The following is an 18093-nucleotide window of genomic DNA, read 5'->3' as shown; positions in this document are numbered from 1 at the left end:
GGCTTATTAATGGCTGGTGTATTAAGTATGATTCTCGCAGGTGGTGAAGGTTCCCGTTTACTGCCATTAACCAATAGCCGGACAAAACCGGCGGTTCCTTTTGGCGGAAGTTATCGTCTGATTGACTTTGTGCTGAACAATTTCGTCAATGCTGATTTGATGCGGATTTACGTGTTGACCCAGTTTAAATCCCAGTCACTCTATCTGCATATGAAGAAGGGCTGGAACCTGTCGGGAATTACAGACCGCTTTATTGATACGGTTCCGGCACAGATGAGAGACGGTAAGCGTTGGTATGAGGGAACGGCCGATGCAATCTATCAGAATATCAGCTTTATAGAGATAGCTGACCCTGAACAGGTGTGTATTTTTGGCTCTGATCATATCTACAAAATGGATATACGTCAGATGCTGGATTTCCACCGTAATGTAGATGCCAGATTAACGGTGTCAGCCATTCGTATGCCTTTGTCAGAAGCGTCATCTTTTGGCGTGATACAGGTAGATGAAAACGGCAAAATGATAGGCTTTGAAGAGAAGCCGGAGAAGCCTAAAGCGATTCCGGGTCATCCTGATCTGGCTCTGGTTTCTATGGGTAACTATATTTTTGATCGTGAACCTTTGTGTGAAGAGCTGCGGCGGGATGCGGCAGACAAGTCTTCCAGTCACGACTTTGGTAAAGACATCATTCCTAAGATGTTTAGTGAAGGTGGCGTCTATGTTTACGATTTTTCAACAAACAAAATCTCCGGCGAAAAAGAAGCGACATATTGGCGAGATGTCGGTACGATAGATTCTTACTGGTCTGCTCATATGGATTTGTTAGAATCGGATCCTGAGTTTTCTCTTTATAACCGTAAATGGCCGTTACATACCTATTTTCCACCGTTACCTCCGGCGACGTTTGTGGATATGGACAGTCATGAAACCAAGATTACTGACAGTCTGATTTCCGGCGGCAGTTACATTCAGGGCTCAGCCGTGTATAAATCTGTTCTGGGTTATCGAAGTAATATTGCTGCCGGTTCACGCATCAGTGAATCCATTCTTCTCGGGGATGTAAAAGTCGGGGCGGGTTCCAGTATCCGCAGAGCGATTATCGACAAGCATGTAGAGATTGCACCCGGCACGGTTATTGGTGAAGATGCTGAACTTGATGCCAAAAGGTTTAGTGTGTCACCTGAGGGAATTGTTGTAATAGCAAAAGGAACAAGAGTTGGGTTCTAGAATGGAACAAATGAAAATTTGGTTTGTAGTATCAGAAGCGCAGGGCCTGGTTAAAAGTGGTGGATTGGCTGATGTGGCAAAAGCCCTGCCTAAGGCCTTGCAGAATATAGGGCATGATGTATCGATTGTTATCCCGGGTTACAGTACGTTACCGGGGATAGAGCAGGCAGAAACCCTGCTTTCTACGGAGCTGGATTTCTGGCCGCATATTGGTTACAAGGTCAAAAAGCTTGAGCTTGACGGTGTTCCGGTATATGCCATTGATTGTCCTAAGTATTTTGCCCGCGACCAACTTTATGCTGAGAATAATGTCGCCTATGCTGACAACGGAGAGCGATTCTCCTTTTTCTCCTCCGCTTCACTGGACTGTATTGCCAAACTGGGGATTGACCCCGATATTATTCACGCCAATGACTGGCACACAGGATTGGTTCCGTTTCTGCTTAAAACCCGTTACCGCTATGATAAACGCTTCAATCAGGTGAAAAGCGTTCTGACGGTTCACAATGCCATTTTTCAGGGAATATACTCCTATGATGAACTGGGGATAATTCCTGAGCTAAAATCAGCAGGTATGGAACATCTGAGATACAGTCATTCCCACGTTGGTATGTTACGTGCGGGGCTGGCCTATGCGGATAAAATCAATGCGGTAAGCCCTAACTACGCTCAGGAACTACTGACGCCGCTGGGCTCCCATGGTCTGGTCGATGACTTCGGCCGCCGTGCTGATGACCTGTGCGGTATCCTCAATGGCTGCGATTACAGCGAATGGAATCCAGAGAACGATGAGTTCCTGCCGCTAAACTATAAAGCGGAACAGCAGAGCATGCTGGCAGGTAAGCTGGCAGCAAAGCAAGAGTTGCAAGCAGAAACTGAGTTGCCGGTGAGTAATAAGCCTATGTTTGGTATGGTTTGCCGTCTGACTCATCAGAAAGGGTTTGATTATATTCTTCCTATCCTGGAGAAGTTCCTCAGCAATGATGTTCAGGTGGTGATTGTCGGTACCGGCGATCCTAATATCGCTCAGCAGTTACGGGAAATCAGCCAGCGTAACCGGGATAAGTTCGCTTTTATCGAAGCATACAGTAACAGGCTGGCTCATCTTGTTGAGGCTGGTGCTGATTTCTTCCTGATGCCTTCTGAGTTTGAAGCTTGTGGTCTGAATCAGATATACAGTATGGCTTACGGAACACTGCCTGTTGTGCGTGAGGTAGGTGGACTGAAAGATACGGTTCTTGATTATGATAACCATCCGGAAAGTGCCACGGGGTTTGGTTTCCACTATCCTGACGCAAAAGATCTGCTTATTACTATGCAGCGTGCGTTAATTTTCTATCTTCAGAGCCCTGAGAAAATGCAGCAGGTACAGTTAAGAGCCATGAAGCAGGACTTTAGCTGGGAACGCTCAGCTTTCTCCTATGTAGAGATGTATCAGGCAGCGATAAACCAATAAAGAACAAATAACTGACTTAAATATAGCGCTCTGGTTTTTACTGACCAGAGCGCTTTTCTTAAGCCGTGCTTATATATTCTTTTTTGTTCTGGTTAAAGCACCTTATACCCAAGTAACCTCAAGATGCTTTTTCAGCGAGAATATATTGGCTTCTGATCAAGGCACTGATTTGAAGCCATAGTCATTCTACGGTGAGAATCAGTAACATAGAGCAGGAGCCAATATAACTCGCCCTTCGGGAGCGCATCAAGATGCCCATTTCTGTGTCAGATAACTTTGAAAGGGAGTGCCATTCCTACAGTTATCTTCCTTGAACTGAACATCTTGATGCAGCTCTGAATCCTGTATCTTGAAGTCACTTGGGTATACATAGATAATAGAAATGAAACTAACGGCTATGATAAGCTGTTTTTCCGGAACCAGAGATCGAAAAACAAGAGACTATGTCGCAATCGTTACTTTTCCATAAAACCTTTGAGCATCCAACCAGTAAAGAGTGGGTGGTGTTCGTACATGGTGCCGGTGGAAGCTCCTCCATCTGGTTTAAACAGATTAAAGCGTACAAACAGCACTTTAATCTGTTACTTATCGATCTTCGTGGCCATGGTCGTTCTAATAACCTTTTTAAAGACCTTATGGTCAACCGCTACACCTTCAAAGATGTCACCCTGGACATTCTTAAGGTTCTGGATCACCTGAAAATCCAGTCGGCTCACTTTGTCGGTATGTCACTGGGCACCATTATCGTGCGCAATCTGGCTGAGATTGCAGATAAAAGAGTAGCGACTATGGTGCTAGGCGGCGCCATAACCCGTTTGGATATCCGCTCTCAGATACTGGTCAGGCTCGGCTATTTCTGTAAGCATATCGTTCCCTATATGTGGCTCTATAGGTTGTTCGCTTATATCGTTATGCCGCAGAAGAATCAGAAAGAGTCCCGTCACTTGTTTGTCAGGGAAGCAAAGAAACTGTGTCAAAAAGAGTTTAAGCGCTGGTTTATTCTTGCCTCGGACGTAAACCCCATGATGCGTTATTTCCGCGAAAAGGAGATGCCGATACCTACGCTGTATTTGATGGGTGATAAAGACTATATGTTTATCCGTCCGGTAAAGGAGATGGTTGCTCTGCACCGGCAAAGTACACTGCATGAGATCGCCGATTGCGGTCATGTATGTAACGTAGAAAAGTCGGATGAGTTTAATGAGAAATCGATAGACTTTATCCGCCGGCAAATCAAAATCAGCGCCTAATCCGGCGCTGATTCTCCACACTGCCAGCAGATAGCAAACTGGCCTTCATTTGTCTCATTACAATGACTGCACCGCCATTCAGGGGCGTTGTGCTGATGATGTTTAAACTCTTCTACTATCCGCTTCGCTTCACTCTGCTGACGGGGATTAAGCAACCAGACATAAGGATCGCTCTCCTCTGTCATTGGTAGCTCCCCCCTGAGGCTGAAAATACCTTCACCACGCACTTCTGCCTTAATTTTATGCTGTTTAAGAAGCTCACAGAGTATGTGAGCTTCGGTAGGGTTGGCTGCACTATAGATATTCATTTACGTCAGAATTCTCCTTTGTGAGGCCTGCTACGCCGTTAGCTATCAGGCGTGGTTAACAGGACGAACCTTTTTCATAATCCATTTTGCGATAACAGGGAACAGGCCTAGCAGAACAAATGATGCCAGTACACCCGGAGAGACAATACCAGACAAGCTGTCGATATTGGCTAACTGAGTACCCGCATTCAGGAACACAATGGTGCCCGGCAGCATGCCTAACTGGCTAACCAGATAGTAACGGGCAGTGGAGATTGGCGTCAGCCCCATTAGTAGGTTAATCAGGAAAAACGGGAATACAGGGATAAGTCTTAATGAAAACAGATAAAACGGACCGTCTTTTTCCACGCCTTCATTAATGGTCTGCAGTTTGCTGCCAAACTTAGACTGTACCCAGTCACGAAGCAGGTAGCGGCTGCTGAGAAAGGCAAGTGTCGCCCCTATGCTGCTGGCAAATGAGACCAGAATCAAGCTAGTGACAAAACCAAACAGAGCTGCGCCGAGCAAAGTTACAACGGCCGCACCCGGAATGGAAAACGCGGTAATCAAAATATAAGCGAAGAAGTAGATAAGAGAAGCAATAACAAAGTTATTCTCAATATAGTCCGCTAACAACGCTTGTTGAGCTTTGGCGTTTTCCAGAGTCAGATACTGACCAAACTGAGTAGCCAGCAACACAATAAGAGCAACTAAAAAAAGTCCGATAATTAGTTTCTTGTTCATTATTCGTTTCCATAAAATTTGCGTTAACTACTATGACAGGGATAGCCCGAGAAAACTTTCATAATATTTTAATTATGGCCTATGAAAGCAGAGATTATTTCTATTTCGTTTAAACCTTAATCTGAACAGAACAAAAAAGCCGCTAAACAGAGTTAGCGGCTTTGCATTAGCTGGCTTGCAGGTCAATTAATTGAGAGCCTGCATAAGTTCTGCTCGTCTCTCTTGGGTGATTACAGACCAGTGTGTCCCTTTAAGGGCGCCTTCAAGAGCCCACAAAAGTTCTAAATTAACGGTGTCGGGGTGACTTTTCTGTATCGCTTTATAAGCACCAACGGCACCTACTTGTTTCAGGTCGGAGACGGATGCAATACCGGCTTTCTTCAGCATGCGTTCAGTGCCAAGGCGCAGATTAGGTAGATCTTTTAGCCTGCTTGGCTTTTCTTCCGCGTGAGTGGCTTTTTCACTCTTCGCATACTCCAGAGCTTCAGTGGCAATAGAGAGTATCTGATCTGTGTTGTTCCATATTTCATCTGGCAGAGCAAAATACTTAGTGACAACGGGAAAACCACGCTTTTTATAAACGTAAGGTGTGTATCCTGCTGCCTTATACTTTTCAGCGGAAGCTTTATGAGCTCTTATGTGGAGAGAGTTATTTACAACAAGAGCGAACATGGTTTCATCGACAAAAATCCCGAATCCGCCAAACATTGAACGCGACTTTACTTTGCCGAATCGTTCAAATAATAGTAGTGAATCTTTGAGTACTGGTTTATCCATTTTCATAGTCTCGGGTTAGGAAATTGCATCAACCAATTCAGTACCGAGAAATTAACAGAACAGCGAGTTGAGTTGTCAGAACAACGTAAAAACTCAATAGCCTGTCAATCAGTCTTCGGCAACCCCGCTACCTTTCATTTCTGTTAAGGCCGGAAGCTTTGCGTCCCACCCTTTCGGATGGTTTGCCCTGATCGTGACTCTATAAATATAGATAATTTCTGGACAGAGATCACTTTATAGAATGTTTAATGTGATGTTGCTCACTAAATCTCTGGCCGTATTTAAGCAAATTACTAGAGTATTAATTCAAGAGGTGAATGTAATTAGAAGGTTAAATTGCCGTGCTGAAACAGTACTGCACGGCAAACTAAAACATAGCAAATCAGCTTAATTACTAATATTTTTAACGCTATCGCGTACAACCAATTCTGGCTGCATTTCGAACACACGTTTTTCGTGTTCTTTGTTCTTGATTCTTTCCAGCAGAATCTCAAATGCTGTTTTACCTACACGTCGCTTAGGCTGGTGAATGGTGGTTAGCGGCGGAGAGAAATAAGCTGCAAGGTCAATATTGTCATAACCGATCACAGAGATATCTTCCGGGATACGGATACCACGGTGCTGAAGACGGCTCATCAGGCCTAAAGCCATGGTGTCGTTAAAGCAGAATACTGCCGTCGGTTTTTTGTCCATAGCCAGAATCTTGTCAGCGGCCTCAACGGCTGTATCGCATTCAAAGTTACCTTCAAGGATCTTACTTTCGTCAAACTTGATGCCATTCTCTTCCAGCGCGCGGCGATAGCCCTGAGTTCTTTCTATACAGAGTTTCTTATCCAGATGACCGCTAAGGCAGGCGATATCAGTATGGCCATTCTCAATAAGGTATTTGGTCGCTAGGTAACCACCCTCTTCGGAGTTATCAATAATCTTATCTGAATCATCTTCAGAGGACGAGGTACCCTGACCCCAGTCCATAATTACTTTAGGAATATCGGCGTGACCGTCCAGCATCTCCTGAAGTTCAGCTGTCAGGTCAGAACACATAACAAAAATGCCATCAACACGTTTTTCTGCCAGCATGCGGATATAATCGCGCTGTTTCTCGTAGATACCACCTGTGTTACACAGAATAAGAGTGTAACCCTGACGGTAACAGTAGCTCTCAACGCCATCTACAACTTCAGCCAGAAACGGGTTAGTAGACTGAGTTACCAACATACCGATAGTGCGGGTTGTATTACATTTTAAACTTCTGGCCACAGCACTAGGGGCGTAGTTGAGCTCTTTTACTGCGTCCATCACTTTTTGCTGAGTCGCCTCAGCAACAAAACGAGTTTTATTAATTACGTGAGATACAGTAGTCGTTGATACGCCAGCGATGCGCGCAACATCTTTTATGGTGGCCATAAGCTTATCCTATTATTCTGATGTTCTTATAAAGTGTAGACAACTTTTAAATCCATCAATATCTGTGCCGGAAACACAAAAAACCGCTATCTGGTATAGCGGTTTATGATTTTCATGCGTTTATCATCGTTTTCGCAGGCATGATAGCCGCTTTTGCGCAACATACAAAGCTAAAGCTCTAATTAATTTGTATTTGGTCACATTTGCCTGCTATTGCCTGAGATTATTCTCCGGCAAGATAAGTGCAGTCCAGCTTTAAGAAATCGACCAGCAGTGTAGAGACACTGGAATAAAAACCAAAATCATCGAACTTACTGCATTTTTTACTGAACTCAGGGATCCAGCTTAACAGATAAGTTTCAATAAATGCTTTCTGTTCCAGCAGAGCTTGATCAATATGTTCCAGCTTTTCCAGCTCGTTGGATCGAATGATCATATTGCCGAGAAAATCCAGTTCGATGGCAATATGGTCAGCAGGTTCGTTCAGGTCACTGTGTACATCGACACCCTGACTCTGCATCAGTTTTTGCATCTCCTGAGCAGGCTTGTCATTTAACAGGCCGTTCTCACCTATGTACATGGAGGCGTAGGGAAGGGCGCCCGATTTATCTGTCTGCAAAAACAGGCCACAGAAATCTGCTGCCAGTTCCAGTTGAGCATCTTCACGATCCTGAAGACGGTTTAATGCATCAACCATTTTGTCAACAGAAGGCTTAAGGGTAGGGTTCTCACCCAGCCCGGTTAAAAATGAACGGATTTCTGGAGAGTGGTATGCCTGAACATCTTTTTCTGTCAGCTCTTTGGCAAAAAGACTAGAAAGCCACCAGTAGATTTCAGCTCGTTTTTCATTAAACGCTTTTGTCTCTTCCATTATTTAATTCCTAAATAAACAATACTTAAATAATTGTATGCAAAAAATATGAATAGAATTAACTTAAATTATGACAATATATTAAGAAAAATAGGAGAAAATTAACACGGCGTCAAATAGTTGTTCTCCATCAATAAAAATCAAAAAACTCAATAAAAAACTTATTCTGGGCTAGAATTGTTAAATAATATAAATAGAATGCAACGTAACTGAAAAACGGAAAAAGTCATGGTCATGAGCAGTCACGTATTAGTTGTAGAAGATGATGTAGTCACCCGCAGTAAATTGGTCGGGTATTTTCAGAATGAAGGCTATCAGGTCAGTGAAGCCGAAAATGGCGACACCATGCGGGAGGTGCTTCAGGAAAACAATATCGATCTGGTGATGCTGGATATTAACTTGCCGGGTGAAGATGGACTAATGCTGACGCGGGAGCTCAGGACTCAATCGGATATTGGCATCATACTGGTTACCGGACGTACGGACAGTATTGATAAAATTGTCGGCCTTGAAATGGGGGCAGACGACTATGTGACTAAGCCTTTTGAGCTTAGAGAGCTGTTGGTAAGGGTTAAAAACCTGCTATGGAGAATCTCTCTGGTACGTAACCCGCCGGGGGAACCTGACAAGGAGCAGGATTCAGAGTTTGTTGTCCACTTTGGTGAGTGGGTATTTGATATCCAGAGAAGGGCATTAAGCAAAGATGGTCTGCCGGTAAAACTGACCAAAGCAGAGTATGAGTTGCTGGTTGCTCTCTCTTCTAATTCAAATAAAGTTCTTAGCCGCGAACGTATTCTTAATATGATCAGCCACAGAGTTGATGCTCCTAATGACAGAACCATAGATGTATTGATTCGCCGGTTAAGAGCGAAAATGGAATATGATCCAAAAAATCCACAGATATTTGTTACTGTGCATGGTGAAGGATATATGTTTGCCGGCGATTAAGGCCATTATTTTTAATAAATTAATATAACTGTTAATAAAAGCCGGGGTATTTCCCCGGCTTTTTTAATGGATAATGAGAACTAGCTCAGATTAATAATCACTTTTGTTAAACTTATCACTATTCCGGCTGAGTAACGGGCGCTTTTTCAGGTAATGTTGAAGAAGTATCTATGAGCGAATCGCGGATATAACTCCACCATACTCCCAGCTTTTCGTGCCAGTATCTTTCTGTCTGCTCCAGATATCTTGCCTGTGGAGTAAATTTAACCCACGCCTGCTTGATTTCAGACTGAGCCAGATAGTTTGTCGGCGCAGGAACAGGATTCAGGCCGGCGGAATGAAACTCGGTCAGAGCCCGCTTCATATGGCTTGCTGAAGTGACTAAAACCAGCTTTTTCTGCTTTACAAATGCCGCTGCCTGCCTCGCTTCTTCCCATGTATCTTTTGCTGTTTCCAGCAGAATAATGTCTGGCTTGGCAACGCCCAGAGCAAGGGCAACACGAGCCATCATCTTAGCGTGGCTAAACTCAGCGCCGCCGGCGTAACCCGATAAGATTAACTTGGAGCCGGGATACATACGCACAATACGAATACCTTCGGCTAATCTCATTAGCGCCGTTCTGCTTAATTCAGAAGTGGGCGGGATTTGATCGTCTACTACGTGACCGGATCCGAGAACCATAACATAATCGATGCTTTCATCTACCGGAAGAAAAGCGGTGTATTCACGTTCCATTGGTTTTAAAAGTTGTGTAGAAAGGGGTTGGAACGAAACCGCAAAAATGCCGCTTAGGGAGAGGAAAACCAGTAATACACCAAAGCGGTGCCGCTGAGTAAACATAATTAATGCAAGGCCTAAAAAACCAACAATCAGCAGGGCTGGCAGAGGCATTGAGAGGGACGACAGTATTTTTTTTAGCTCAAACATACTTTAATAGTCCGAAAAATCATCACTTAGTTGTAAAAACTCAGCATAACCCTTTATTCCTGTATTTCCTATGACAGAATAGGCAGCAAATTGAAAAATGATAACTCAAACAGCGTGATAGAAGACCGTAACTTTGATGATATAGCGGAAAAATTCGCCAAAAATATCTATGGCTCCGGAAAAGGTGACATCCGGCAAACCATTGTCTGGGAGGATCTATGTGCCGCTATGGAGGTACTAGAGCCCGCTGGTGAGCCTTTGCATATTCTGGATGCCGGTGGCGGACTGGCGCAGATGTCTCAGAAGCTGGCTGCTCAGGGCGGCAGGGTTTCTTTGTGTGATATCTCTTCAGAAATGCTGCAGCTAGCGCGCAAAGAGATTGAAAAAAACGGCCTGAGCGATCAGTTTCGTTATATTCACTCTCCTGTGCAGGAGTTAGGGTGTCACTTGTCAGAGAAAGCGGATCTGGTTTTGTTTCATGCCGTTATGGAGTGGTTAGCAAAACCGGAACAGGCGTTAAAGTTGCTGCTTGAGCAAGTCAGACCCGGTGGTGTCGCTTCGGTGATGTTTTATAACCATCATGGGTTAGTTTATAAGAATGTTATTTGTGGCAACATACCTCATGTTTTGCAGGGGATGCCACACAGAAAACGATTTAAGTTACAACCACAGAAAGGACTCTATCCGGAACATGTCTATCAATGGATTGAAGAGGCCGGATTTGAAATATGTGGAAAATCAGGAATTCGTTCATTTCACGACTATATTGGCAATATGGAATATATGGGCGATTTTCAGTATGAGGATGTATTGGAACTTGAAAAAAGGCTTTGTAGACAAGAACCATACCTCTCCCTTGGCCGCTATATTCACGTATGGGCTAAGAAAAAAGAAAAATAGGAACACCAATGAGCGATATGACTCATGCTATAACCGAGCAACCGATAGATGAGCTGGTTGACTGGGTGCAGCAGCACAATTTCTCATTGAATCTTTCTAACGAGCGGCTGGCATTTTTAATTGCCATCTCTGTGTTAGGAAACGCAAAATTTGATGAAGAACTGGGTGAAGGAGAACTGCATGATGCGTTCTCCATTGTTACCCGGAAATTTGAACAGACTGGTGAGGCGAGTGCATTCAGGGCAAATAATGCCATTAATGAGCTGGTCAGCCAGCGATTGATAAGCCGGTTTACCAGTGAAATTCATTCAGGGGCAAGCATTTATCGCTTGTCTCCTCTCGCAGTAGGCATCACGGATTACTACGTCCGTCACCGGGAATTTTCCAAGCTTAAACTCTCTATTCAGTTATCCATGCTGGCAGATGAAATGCTTAAGGCAACTGAAGCTGCAAGGCAGGACGGTTCGGTGGAGTATTGGCAAAAGAATGTTTACGGGGTACTTAAGTATTCCGTCGCAGAGATATTTGACCAGATAGATCTGAACCAAAGGGTGATGGATGAACAGCAGCAGCAGGTAAAAGATGAAATTGCGCAGTTGCTGAATAAAGACTGGCGCGACGCTATTAGTCATTGCGAAAAGCTACTTTCTGCTACATCAGAAAACCTGAGGGAGTTGCAAGATACTATTCAGGCAGCCGGTGATGAACTGCAAACCCAGTTAATGGATATCCAGCAGACTATCTATAACCGGGATGATCTTGAATTTATAGATGCAGCCTTGTTTTCACTGCAGATGAAGCTAGACCGCATTATCAACTGGGGTCAGCAGGCGATTGATCTCTGGATTGGTTATGACCGCCATGTGCATAAATTTATCCGTACCGCGATTGATATGGATAAGAACAGGGCTTTCAGTCAGCGGCTGCGTCAGTCAGTGAAAGAGTATTTTGATGCACCATGGCAGTTAACCTATGCCAGTGCTGACAAACTGACAGATTTAAGGGATGAATCTCTTATTCTCAGTAGCGAGGAAGCCACAGGATTGGTTCCTGATGAGATGGAATTTGAAGATTTTCAACAAGTAAGTGATGAGTTGGGTGACAAGGTTGCCGAGATGCTTTCCGCTCACAGGCAGAACGCGCAGACCATCGATCTTGCCCGTCTGCTAAAAGAGTGTTTAGCCCTGCATCCGCAGGCTCATCATTTTGATTTAGCCCGAATTGTTATCGATCAGGCGGTACGTCTGGGTTATTCCCAGTCAGATTATCTGGCTATTCAGCCTGACTGGACAGAGATAAACGATTTTGGTGCAAAGGTACAAGCAAATGTCATCGACAAATTTTGATGAATATATGTCAGAGAGTCTGGCAAAAGTGATTGCAAATCCACTGTTTCCGGCACTGGATAGCATGTTAAGAACCGGCCGGCACGTGTCCGCAGAAGACCTGGATAACCACGCCTTGCTGGTGGATTTTGAAAATGAGCTGGTTCAGTTTTACCAGAGATACAATGTTGAGCTGGTTCATGCGCCGGAAGGTTTCTTTTATCTGAGACCGCGTTCAACATCCTTAATCGGGCGCAGTGTACTGTCTGAACTGGACATGCTGGTGGGTAAGGTGTTGTGTTACCTCTATCTTAGCCCTGAGCGTCTGGCTCATGAAGGCATTTTTACTAACCAAAACCTGTATGAAGAGCTGTTGTCTCTGGCAGATGAAAAAAAGCTGATCAAACTGGTGACGAACAGGGCTACTGGCTCTGATCTTGATAAAGAGAAGCTGTTTGAAAAGGTGCGTACTTCTCTGAGACGATTAAAACGGTTGGGAATGGTGATACCTGTCGGAGAAGAAGGAAAGTTCTGTATTAGTGAAGCGGTGTTCCGCTTTGGTGCCGATGTGCGTCTTGGTGATGATATGCAGCAAGCGCAATTAAGGCTGATAAGAGATGGAGAAGCGGTAACCGAGCAGCAAGAAACAAGTGAAAAAGAACAGCAAGAGGCCGACTCATGATTGAAAGAGGTAAATATCAATCACTGACCATGATCAACTGGAACGGTTTTTTTGCCAGAACCTTTGATATCGACCAGTTAGTGACCACACTTTCCGGCGGTAACGGAGCAGGTAAGTCGACCACTATGGCGGCTTTTATTACTGCATTAATTCCCGATCAGAGCCTGCTGCACTTCAGAAATACCACAGAAGCCGGCAGCTCTCAGGCGTCACGTGATAAAGGTTTGTTCGGCAAACTGAAACCGGGAGTCTGTTTTGCGGCGCTGGAGGTGATCAACTCCCGTAAGCAACGGGTGATATTTGCTGTCAAACTTCAGCAAATTGCCGGACGGGATAAGAAGGTGGATATTAAGCCTTTCCTTGTTCAGGGGCTGCCGTCAGCCATGAAGCCGACGGATCTGCTGATTGAAAACGTTTCAGGTGAGACGGCCCGTGTCCGGCAGATCAACGAGGTGAAGCAACTGGTAGCCGGTCTGGAAGGGGTACAGTTTAAGGCATTTAACTCAGTGGTTGAGTACCACTCACTGATGTTTGACCTTGGCGTTCTGCCTAAGAAGCTGAGAAACAGCAGTGATCGCTCCAAGTTTTATCGCTTGATAGAGGCATCACTGTATGGCGGTATTTCCAGTGCCATTACCCGCTCTCTGCGCGACTATCTTCTGCCGCAGAATGGTGGTGTGAAGAAGGCATTTCAGGATATGGAGTCTGCTCTCAGGGAGAACAGGCTGACGCTGGATGCCATTAAAACCACTCAGGCGGACAGAGATCTGTTTAAGCATCTGCTTACTGAATCTACAAACTATGTTGCTTCTGACTATATGCGTCATGCCAATGATCGCGAGAAGAAAATCCAACAGGTTATGTCATTGCGTAGCGAGTTGTTTGCTTCAAGAAAGCGGACCATAGAGCAGACTGAAGCCTTAACCCGGACGCAGAAACAGCTTAATGAGATTATTGAACAAGAATCGTTGCAGGAGTTAGATCTACAGGCTGCTTCCGATCATCTGCAGTTAGTGCAGTCGGCATTACGTCAGCAAGAAAAGATAGAGCGCTATCAGTACGATCTGGAAGAGCTGAGTGAACAGCTTGAAGAGCAGATGATGGTGGTGGAAGAAGCGCAAGAGCAGTTGCTGATTCTGGAAGAGGAAACCACTTATAGTGAAGAAGAGGTAGACAGCCTTAAGTCACAGTTGGCGGACTATCAACAGGCGCTGGATATTCAGCAGACCAGAGCTTTGCAATATCAGCAGGCAGTGCAGGCACTGGAGAAAGCAGCAGATATTACCGGAAACCCGCAACTGAGCGTTGAAATGGTGCAGCCGAAACTGGCTGAACTCAAAAGCGAAGAACAGCAAAAAACCGATCAGCTTCTGGCGACTAAGCATCAACTGGATCTGCTTAGCACTCAGGTGTCCCGCTTCGAAAAAGGGTTGAAACTGGTTACGGATATTGCCGGTTCTGTTGACAGAGAACAGGTAGCAGAAAAAGCGCAACAGTTGACGGAACGTCTGGATCAGTCGGAAAGGTTTATACAAAATGAAGCGCAATGGCGCTCTCAACTGGATAACCTGATCAGAGACAGAGAGACCCAGATAAAGGCTAAGGCGCTTTACCAGCAGTATCTGGATACGCAAGCAGTATCTTTGCAGGATGCTGAGCAGATCGAGGAAGAGAAGTTACGTCATCAGCTGACTGTTGAGTCCGCAGAACATGAGCAGGATGATGCCCGTGATGAGCGAAACCTTAAAAAAGCTCAGTTGAATAGCTTAGAGCAGCAAGCCAGACAGCTGCGGCAGTCTGCTCCGGAATGGATTCGGGCCAATGATGCGTTGAACAAACTGCAGCAGCAGAGTGGCAGAGAGTTCGCTTCAGCTCAGTCGGTAATGCAATATATTCAGACGCTGCTTTCTCAGGAAAAACAGCAACAGAGTGAAAAAGAGAAACTGGCTGAACGCAGGGAGACTCTAGAGCAGACAATTTCCAAACTGGCGTCACCGGGTGGATCCAGCGAACCTTTGCTAAAGGATATTGCTGATTTTCTTGGCGGCGTTCTGCTGTCAGAAATTTATGATGATATCTCTGTAGAGGATGCCCCTTACTTTAGTGCTATGTACGGGCCGGCCAGACATGCCATTGTGGTTTCTGACCTCTCCGGAATTAAACAGAAACTGGCCGAGCTGCACGATTGCCCGGAAGATCTCTATTTTATTGAAGGGGATGTAGAGGCATTTGATGACAGTGTATTTGATGCCGAAGAGCTGGAAAATGCAGTTTGCGTCAGGTTTAGTGATAAGCAGCTTAGATACTCACGTATTCCGGAGACGTCGCTGTTTGGCAGGGCGGCACGGGAACAGAAGCTGGAAGCATTGCGGCTGGAGCGGGACGAAGTTGTCGAAAACTACGCCAAAGCGTCCTTTGAAGTGCAGAAACTTGCCCGTCTGTATGAGGGTTTTAACCAGTTTATTGAAAAGCATATCGGCGTTGCGTTTCAGCCTGACCCAGAGTTGGCACTCAATGAGTGCAGTAAAAACATCAATACCGTTACTCAGGCTCTATCCCTGCTGGATGAGAAAGATACCCAACTGAAGTCTGCTGCCTTACAAAGCAAACAGGCGATCAGTTTGCTGGATGCTATTTTGCCTGTGCTGCGTTTTGTTCAAGACGACTCAATTACCCTTAGTATTGAAGAGCTGGAACAGAAGCTGGCGGAACTGGATAAGAGCAAGCTGTTTGTCAGCCGGCATAAAAAAGCCATTAATGAGCTGAAAAACTACACGGCGGTATTGAGCATAGATCCACTGGCGTTGGATGAAATTGAAGCGAATCATACACAGCTGAATGATGAGCTTATGCAGATTAAGGCTGCTCTGTTTGCGCTGGAAGATCTGTTTGAGAGAAGACAGTATTTCGCTTACGCCGATTCAGTCTCTATTCTGGATAAGAGCAGTGAACTGAATGACCAGTTAAAGGCCAAGTTACAACTGACGGAAAACCAGAGAGACGAAAAACGCAATAAACTGAGGGCGGTTAAGGAGCAATCGGCTCAGTACAATCAGGTACTGGTTTCACTAAAAAGTGCTCATCAGGCCAAGTCAGAAACGGTCAGCGAGTTTATTGCTGAACTAAAAGAGTTGGGTGTACAGGCAGATGAAGGTGCCCTGCATAGAGCAGAAAGCCGAAAACAGACTTTGCAACAACAACTGACGGACAGCCGCACTCACAAGAGTGAGTGTGAGAAACAGATCACCGCGATAGAGTTTGACCTGAAAGCTCAGGCTAAAGGTGCCCGAAAACAGCAGAAAAACTATGTTGAGCTGAGAGCCTTGGTGGTGGCAGCCAAGGCTGGTTGGTGTAATGTACTGCATATGGCGCGGGAGCATGATGTTGAAAGGCGTCTGTATAAGCGAGAGTTCGCCTACAAAACCGCCGATGAGCTTCGTTCACTGTCCGATAAATCTCTTGGTGCCCTCCGGTTAGCGGTTGCGGATAATGAGACCTTACGTGATGCATTAAGAGCGTCTGAAGATACTGCCCGTCCGGAGAGGAAAGTTGCCTTTTATATCTCTGTCTATCAGCATCTGAGAGAGAGAATCCGGCAGGATATCATTCATACGGATGATCCTGTTGAAGCGATAGAAGAGATGGAAGTAGAACTGGCCAGACTGACTGAAGAGCTGACCCAGAGGGAGAACCGTCTGGCCATTAGCTCAGATTCCGTGGCGAGTATTATTAACAAGACTATCCTGCGTGAGCAGAATCGCATTCGTATGCTGAATCAGGGGCTGTCCAATATTAACTTTGGTCAGGTAAAAGGTGTGCGCCTGAACGTCAATGTGCGTGAGAGCCATCAGATACTGCTTAACGGACTGAGTGAGCAACAGCAGCAACATAAGGATCTGTTTGAAAGTAACAGACTGACCTTCTCGGAAGCCATGGCTAAGCTATTCCAGCGGGTAAATCCGCATATTGATATGGGACAGCGGTCAGCTCAGGTACTGGGTGAAGAGTTACTGGATTACCGCAACTACCTTGAGCTTAGTGTTGAGGTCAACCGCGGAACGGACGGCTGGTTACAGGCTGAGTCGGGTGCGCTTTCAACGGGGGAGGCCATCGGTACTGGTCAGTCTATTCTTCTGATGGTGGTTCAGAGCTGGGAAGAGGAGTCACGCCGCCTGAGAAGTAAAGATATTGTGCCGTGCCGGTTACTGTTTTTGGATGAGGCCGCCAGACTGGATAGCAAATCCATCTCCACCTTGTTTGAGCTGTGTGACCGTCTGGATATGCAGTTGCTGATTGCTGCACCGGAGAATATCAGTCCGGAGAAGGGAACCACCTATAAGCTTGTGCGTAAGGTGTTTAAAGATCATGAACACGTTCATGTTGTCGGGCTACGGGGGTTCGGCCAGCTTAATAGCAGTGGCTACCAGCAGCAGGACGCTCAGTTGGAGTTCTCATAACTGATGTAAACCGCTAACGAGATGTTGGCGGTTTTTTTTATCTGGGTATAGGATTTTTGGTTAACGTTAGGGTAACGCTCTGGCAGATAAAGTACTGTCGCTTAGACGTTTTATAGAACAGTTAAAGCTATCTGGTAAAAGAAATAACAAGCAAAGGTCGTAAAATGCAGGTTTTAATAATTGATGACGATATAGAGTTTTCCGGTGCACTAGCTGATTACTATGAGTTAAAAGGGGCTGAGTGCGATTTTGCCTACAATGGTAAAAGCGGATTAGAGCTGGCAAAACAGGGTGATGCCGATGTGATTATCCTTGATGTCAATATGCCTAAAATGGACGGCTATGAAGTTTGCTCTCTGTTAAGAGACGCTTACGTCTCAACTCCTGTACTGATGATGACGGCCTACGACACTATGGAAGATGAGCTTGCCGGCTTCCGCAGTGGGGTAGACGATTTTGTAGTAAAACCTTGCCCTATGCCTGTGGTATGGGCGCGTATTGAAGCGCTGTTGAAGAGAAGTCGCGCTAAAGAGACAGGCAAGATCACCATAGGTGAACTGACTCTGAATATTCCTGCGCAGGAGGTTATCAGGGCAGGAAATGTAATAAAAGTTTCCCCGGTTGGCTGGCAACTGTTATTGCATCTCGCCAAAGAAAGTCCCCGTGTTGTACCGAGAAAAGAGCTGGAACAGTTGATCTGGCCGGATTCAGAAGTTGACCCCAGTAATTTAAAGGTACAAATCAGTAAGCTGAGAAAGGTGATTGATCGTCCTTTTACTACGCCTTTATTGCATACCCGGATTAACTCCGGCATTCAGCTTAAGGAAGAGTAAA

At 45.3% G+C, this 18093-nt stretch carries 15 protein-coding genes and 1 riboswitch; of the genes, 9 read left to right on the top strand and 6 right to left on the bottom strand.

Annotated elements, in window-relative coordinates:
- Positions 1 to 9 precede the first annotated feature (9 nt).
- From glgC to PK654_RS09285, 3 genes are all read left to right on the top strand, one after another.
- On the top strand, positions 10 to 1227 hold the full coding sequence (glgC, locus tag PK654_RS09295) for a glucose-1-phosphate adenylyltransferase (RefSeq protein WP_271695331.1): 1218 nt from the start codon (positions 10 to 12) through the stop codon (positions 1225 to 1227).
- Between the two features lies 1 nt (position 1228).
- Entirely contained in the window at positions 1229 to 2683 is a 1455-nt protein-coding gene (glgA, locus tag PK654_RS09290) for a glycogen synthase GlgA (RefSeq protein WP_271695330.1), read from the top strand.
- A 443-nt stretch (positions 2684 to 3126) separates the two neighbouring features.
- Positions 3127 to 3933, top strand: a complete 807-nt coding sequence (locus PK654_RS09285; protein WP_271695329.1) for an alpha/beta fold hydrolase — start codon at positions 3127 to 3129, stop codon at positions 3931 to 3933.
- Here the strand turns inward: PK654_RS09285 and PK654_RS09280 are convergent.
- The 5 genes from PK654_RS09280 to torD all read right to left on the bottom strand — a co-directional run bounded on the left by PK654_RS09280 (position 3930) and on the right by torD (position 8019).
- Positions 3930 to 4241, bottom strand: coding sequence for a putative signal transducing protein (locus PK654_RS09280; protein ID WP_271695328.1), 312 nt, complete (start codon positions 4239 to 4241; stop codon positions 3930 to 3932). The two genes, PK654_RS09285 and PK654_RS09280, sit on opposite strands and share 4 nt — an antisense overlap.
- A gap of 45 nt (positions 4242 to 4286) precedes the next feature.
- Entirely contained in the window at positions 4287 to 4964 is a 678-nt protein-coding gene (locus PK654_RS09275) for a TVP38/TMEM64 family protein (protein ID WP_271695327.1), read from the bottom strand.
- A gap of 186 nt (positions 4965 to 5150) precedes the next feature.
- On the bottom strand, positions 5151 to 5741 hold the full coding sequence (locus PK654_RS09270) for a TfoX/Sxy family DNA transformation protein (protein ID WP_271695326.1): 591 nt from the start codon (positions 5739 to 5741) through the stop codon (positions 5151 to 5153).
- Positions 5742 to 5855: 114 nt separating this feature from the next.
- Positions 5856 to 5938, bottom strand: a riboswitch (cyclic di-GMP riboswitch).
- A 190-nt stretch (positions 5939 to 6128) separates the two neighbouring features.
- A complete protein-coding gene (gene purR / locus PK654_RS09265; protein ID WP_271695325.1) occupies positions 6129 to 7148 on the bottom strand; it encodes an HTH-type transcriptional repressor PurR in 1020 nt (339 codons plus the stop codon).
- 223 nt (positions 7149 to 7371) lie between these two features.
- On the bottom strand, positions 7372 to 8019 hold the full coding sequence (gene torD, locus PK654_RS09260; protein WP_271695324.1) for a molecular chaperone TorD: 648 nt from the start codon (positions 8017 to 8019) through the stop codon (positions 7372 to 7374).
- Between the two features lie 234 nt (positions 8020 to 8253).
- On the opposite strand from torD, the gene torR reads away from it, so the two are divergent.
- Positions 8254 to 8967, top strand: coding sequence for a two-component system response regulator TorR (gene torR / locus PK654_RS09255; RefSeq protein ID WP_271695323.1), 714 nt, complete (start codon positions 8254 to 8256; stop codon positions 8965 to 8967).
- Between the two features lie 118 nt (positions 8968 to 9085).
- Here the strand turns inward: torR and elyC are convergent, their stop codons facing one another.
- A complete protein-coding gene (gene elyC, locus PK654_RS09250; protein WP_271695322.1) occupies positions 9086 to 9895 on the bottom strand; it encodes an envelope biogenesis factor ElyC in 810 nt (269 codons plus the stop codon).
- Between the two features lie 114 nt (positions 9896 to 10009).
- On the opposite strand from elyC, the gene cmoM reads away from it, so the two are divergent.
- From cmoM to PK654_RS09225, 5 genes are all read left to right on the top strand, one after another.
- Complete coding sequence (cmoM, locus tag PK654_RS09245; protein WP_271698846.1) at positions 10010 to 10795, top strand: tRNA uridine 5-oxyacetic acid(34) methyltransferase CmoM; 786 nt, start codon at positions 10010 to 10012, stop codon at positions 10793 to 10795.
- Positions 10796 to 10803: 8 nt separating this feature from the next.
- Positions 10804 to 12141 carry a chromosome partition protein MukF gene (gene mukF / locus PK654_RS09240; protein ID WP_271695321.1) on the top strand — a complete coding sequence of 446 codons (1338 nt, stop codon included), beginning with the start codon at positions 10804 to 10806 and terminating at the stop codon, positions 12139 to 12141.
- Entirely contained in the window at positions 12122 to 12802 is a 681-nt protein-coding gene (mukE, locus tag PK654_RS09235; RefSeq protein ID WP_271695320.1) for a chromosome partition protein MukE, read from the top strand. The genes mukF and mukE overlap by 20 nt, the downstream gene beginning before the upstream one ends.
- Complete coding sequence (gene mukB / locus PK654_RS09230; protein WP_271695318.1) at positions 12799 to 17259, top strand: chromosome partition protein MukB; 4461 nt, start codon at positions 12799 to 12801, stop codon at positions 17257 to 17259. The genes mukE and mukB overlap by 4 nt, the downstream gene beginning before the upstream one ends.
- A gap of 164 nt (positions 17260 to 17423) precedes the next feature.
- On the top strand, positions 17424 to 18092 hold the full coding sequence (locus PK654_RS09225; RefSeq protein ID WP_271695317.1) for a response regulator transcription factor: 669 nt from the start codon (positions 17424 to 17426) through the stop codon (positions 18090 to 18092).
- The last annotated feature ends 1 nt before the right edge of the window (position 18093 follow it).

The organism is Vibrio sp. SCSIO 43137, from assembly GCF_028201475.1.
Classification (GTDB): domain Bacteria; phylum Pseudomonadota; class Gammaproteobacteria; order Enterobacterales; family Vibrionaceae; genus Vibrio.
The sequence above is the reverse complement of the archived record's forward strand: the minus strand, read 5'-3'. Positions and strand labels throughout refer to the sequence as shown.

Bases quoted from the DNA above. Each gene is read 5' to 3' on its own strand.
- elyC (WP_271695322.1), bottom strand. From the start codon at position 9,895: ATGTTTGAGCTAAAAAAAATACTGTCGTCCCTCTCAATGCCTCTGCCA.
- mukB (WP_271695318.1), top strand. From the start codon at position 12,799: ATGATTGAAAGAGGTAAATATCAATCACTGACCATGATCAACTGGAAC.
- mukF (WP_271695321.1), top strand. From the start codon at position 10,804: ATGAGCGATATGACTCATGCTATAACCGAGCAACCGATAGATGAGCTG.
- glgC (WP_271695331.1), top strand. From the start codon at position 10: ATGGCTGGTGTATTAAGTATGATTCTCGCAGGTGGTGAAGGTTCCCGT.
- PK654_RS09270 (WP_271695326.1), bottom strand. From the start codon at position 5,741: ATGGATAAACCAGTACTCAAAGATTCACTACTATTATTTGAACGATTC.
- PK654_RS09280 (WP_271695328.1), bottom strand. From the start codon at position 4,241: ATGAATATCTATAGTGCAGCCAACCCTACCGAAGCTCACATACTCTGT.
- glgA (WP_271695330.1), top strand. From the start codon at position 1,229: ATGGAACAAATGAAAATTTGGTTTGTAGTATCAGAAGCGCAGGGCCTG.
- PK654_RS09285 (WP_271695329.1), top strand. From the start codon at position 3,127: ATGTCGCAATCGTTACTTTTCCATAAAACCTTTGAGCATCCAACCAGT.
- PK654_RS09225 (WP_271695317.1), top strand. From the start codon at position 17,424: ATGCAGGTTTTAATAATTGATGACGATATAGAGTTTTCCGGTGCACTA.
- purR (WP_271695325.1), bottom strand. From the start codon at position 7,148: ATGGCCACCATAAAAGATGTTGCGCGCATCGCTGGCGTATCAACGACT.
- mukE (WP_271695320.1), top strand. From the start codon at position 12,122: ATGTCATCGACAAATTTTGATGAATATATGTCAGAGAGTCTGGCAAAA.
- torD (WP_271695324.1), bottom strand. From the start codon at position 8,019: ATGGAAGAGACAAAAGCGTTTAATGAAAAACGAGCTGAAATCTACTGG.
- torR (WP_271695323.1), top strand. From the start codon at position 8,254: ATGAGCAGTCACGTATTAGTTGTAGAAGATGATGTAGTCACCCGCAGT.
- PK654_RS09275 (WP_271695327.1), bottom strand. From the start codon at position 4,964: ATGAACAAGAAACTAATTATCGGACTTTTTTTAGTTGCTCTTATTGTG.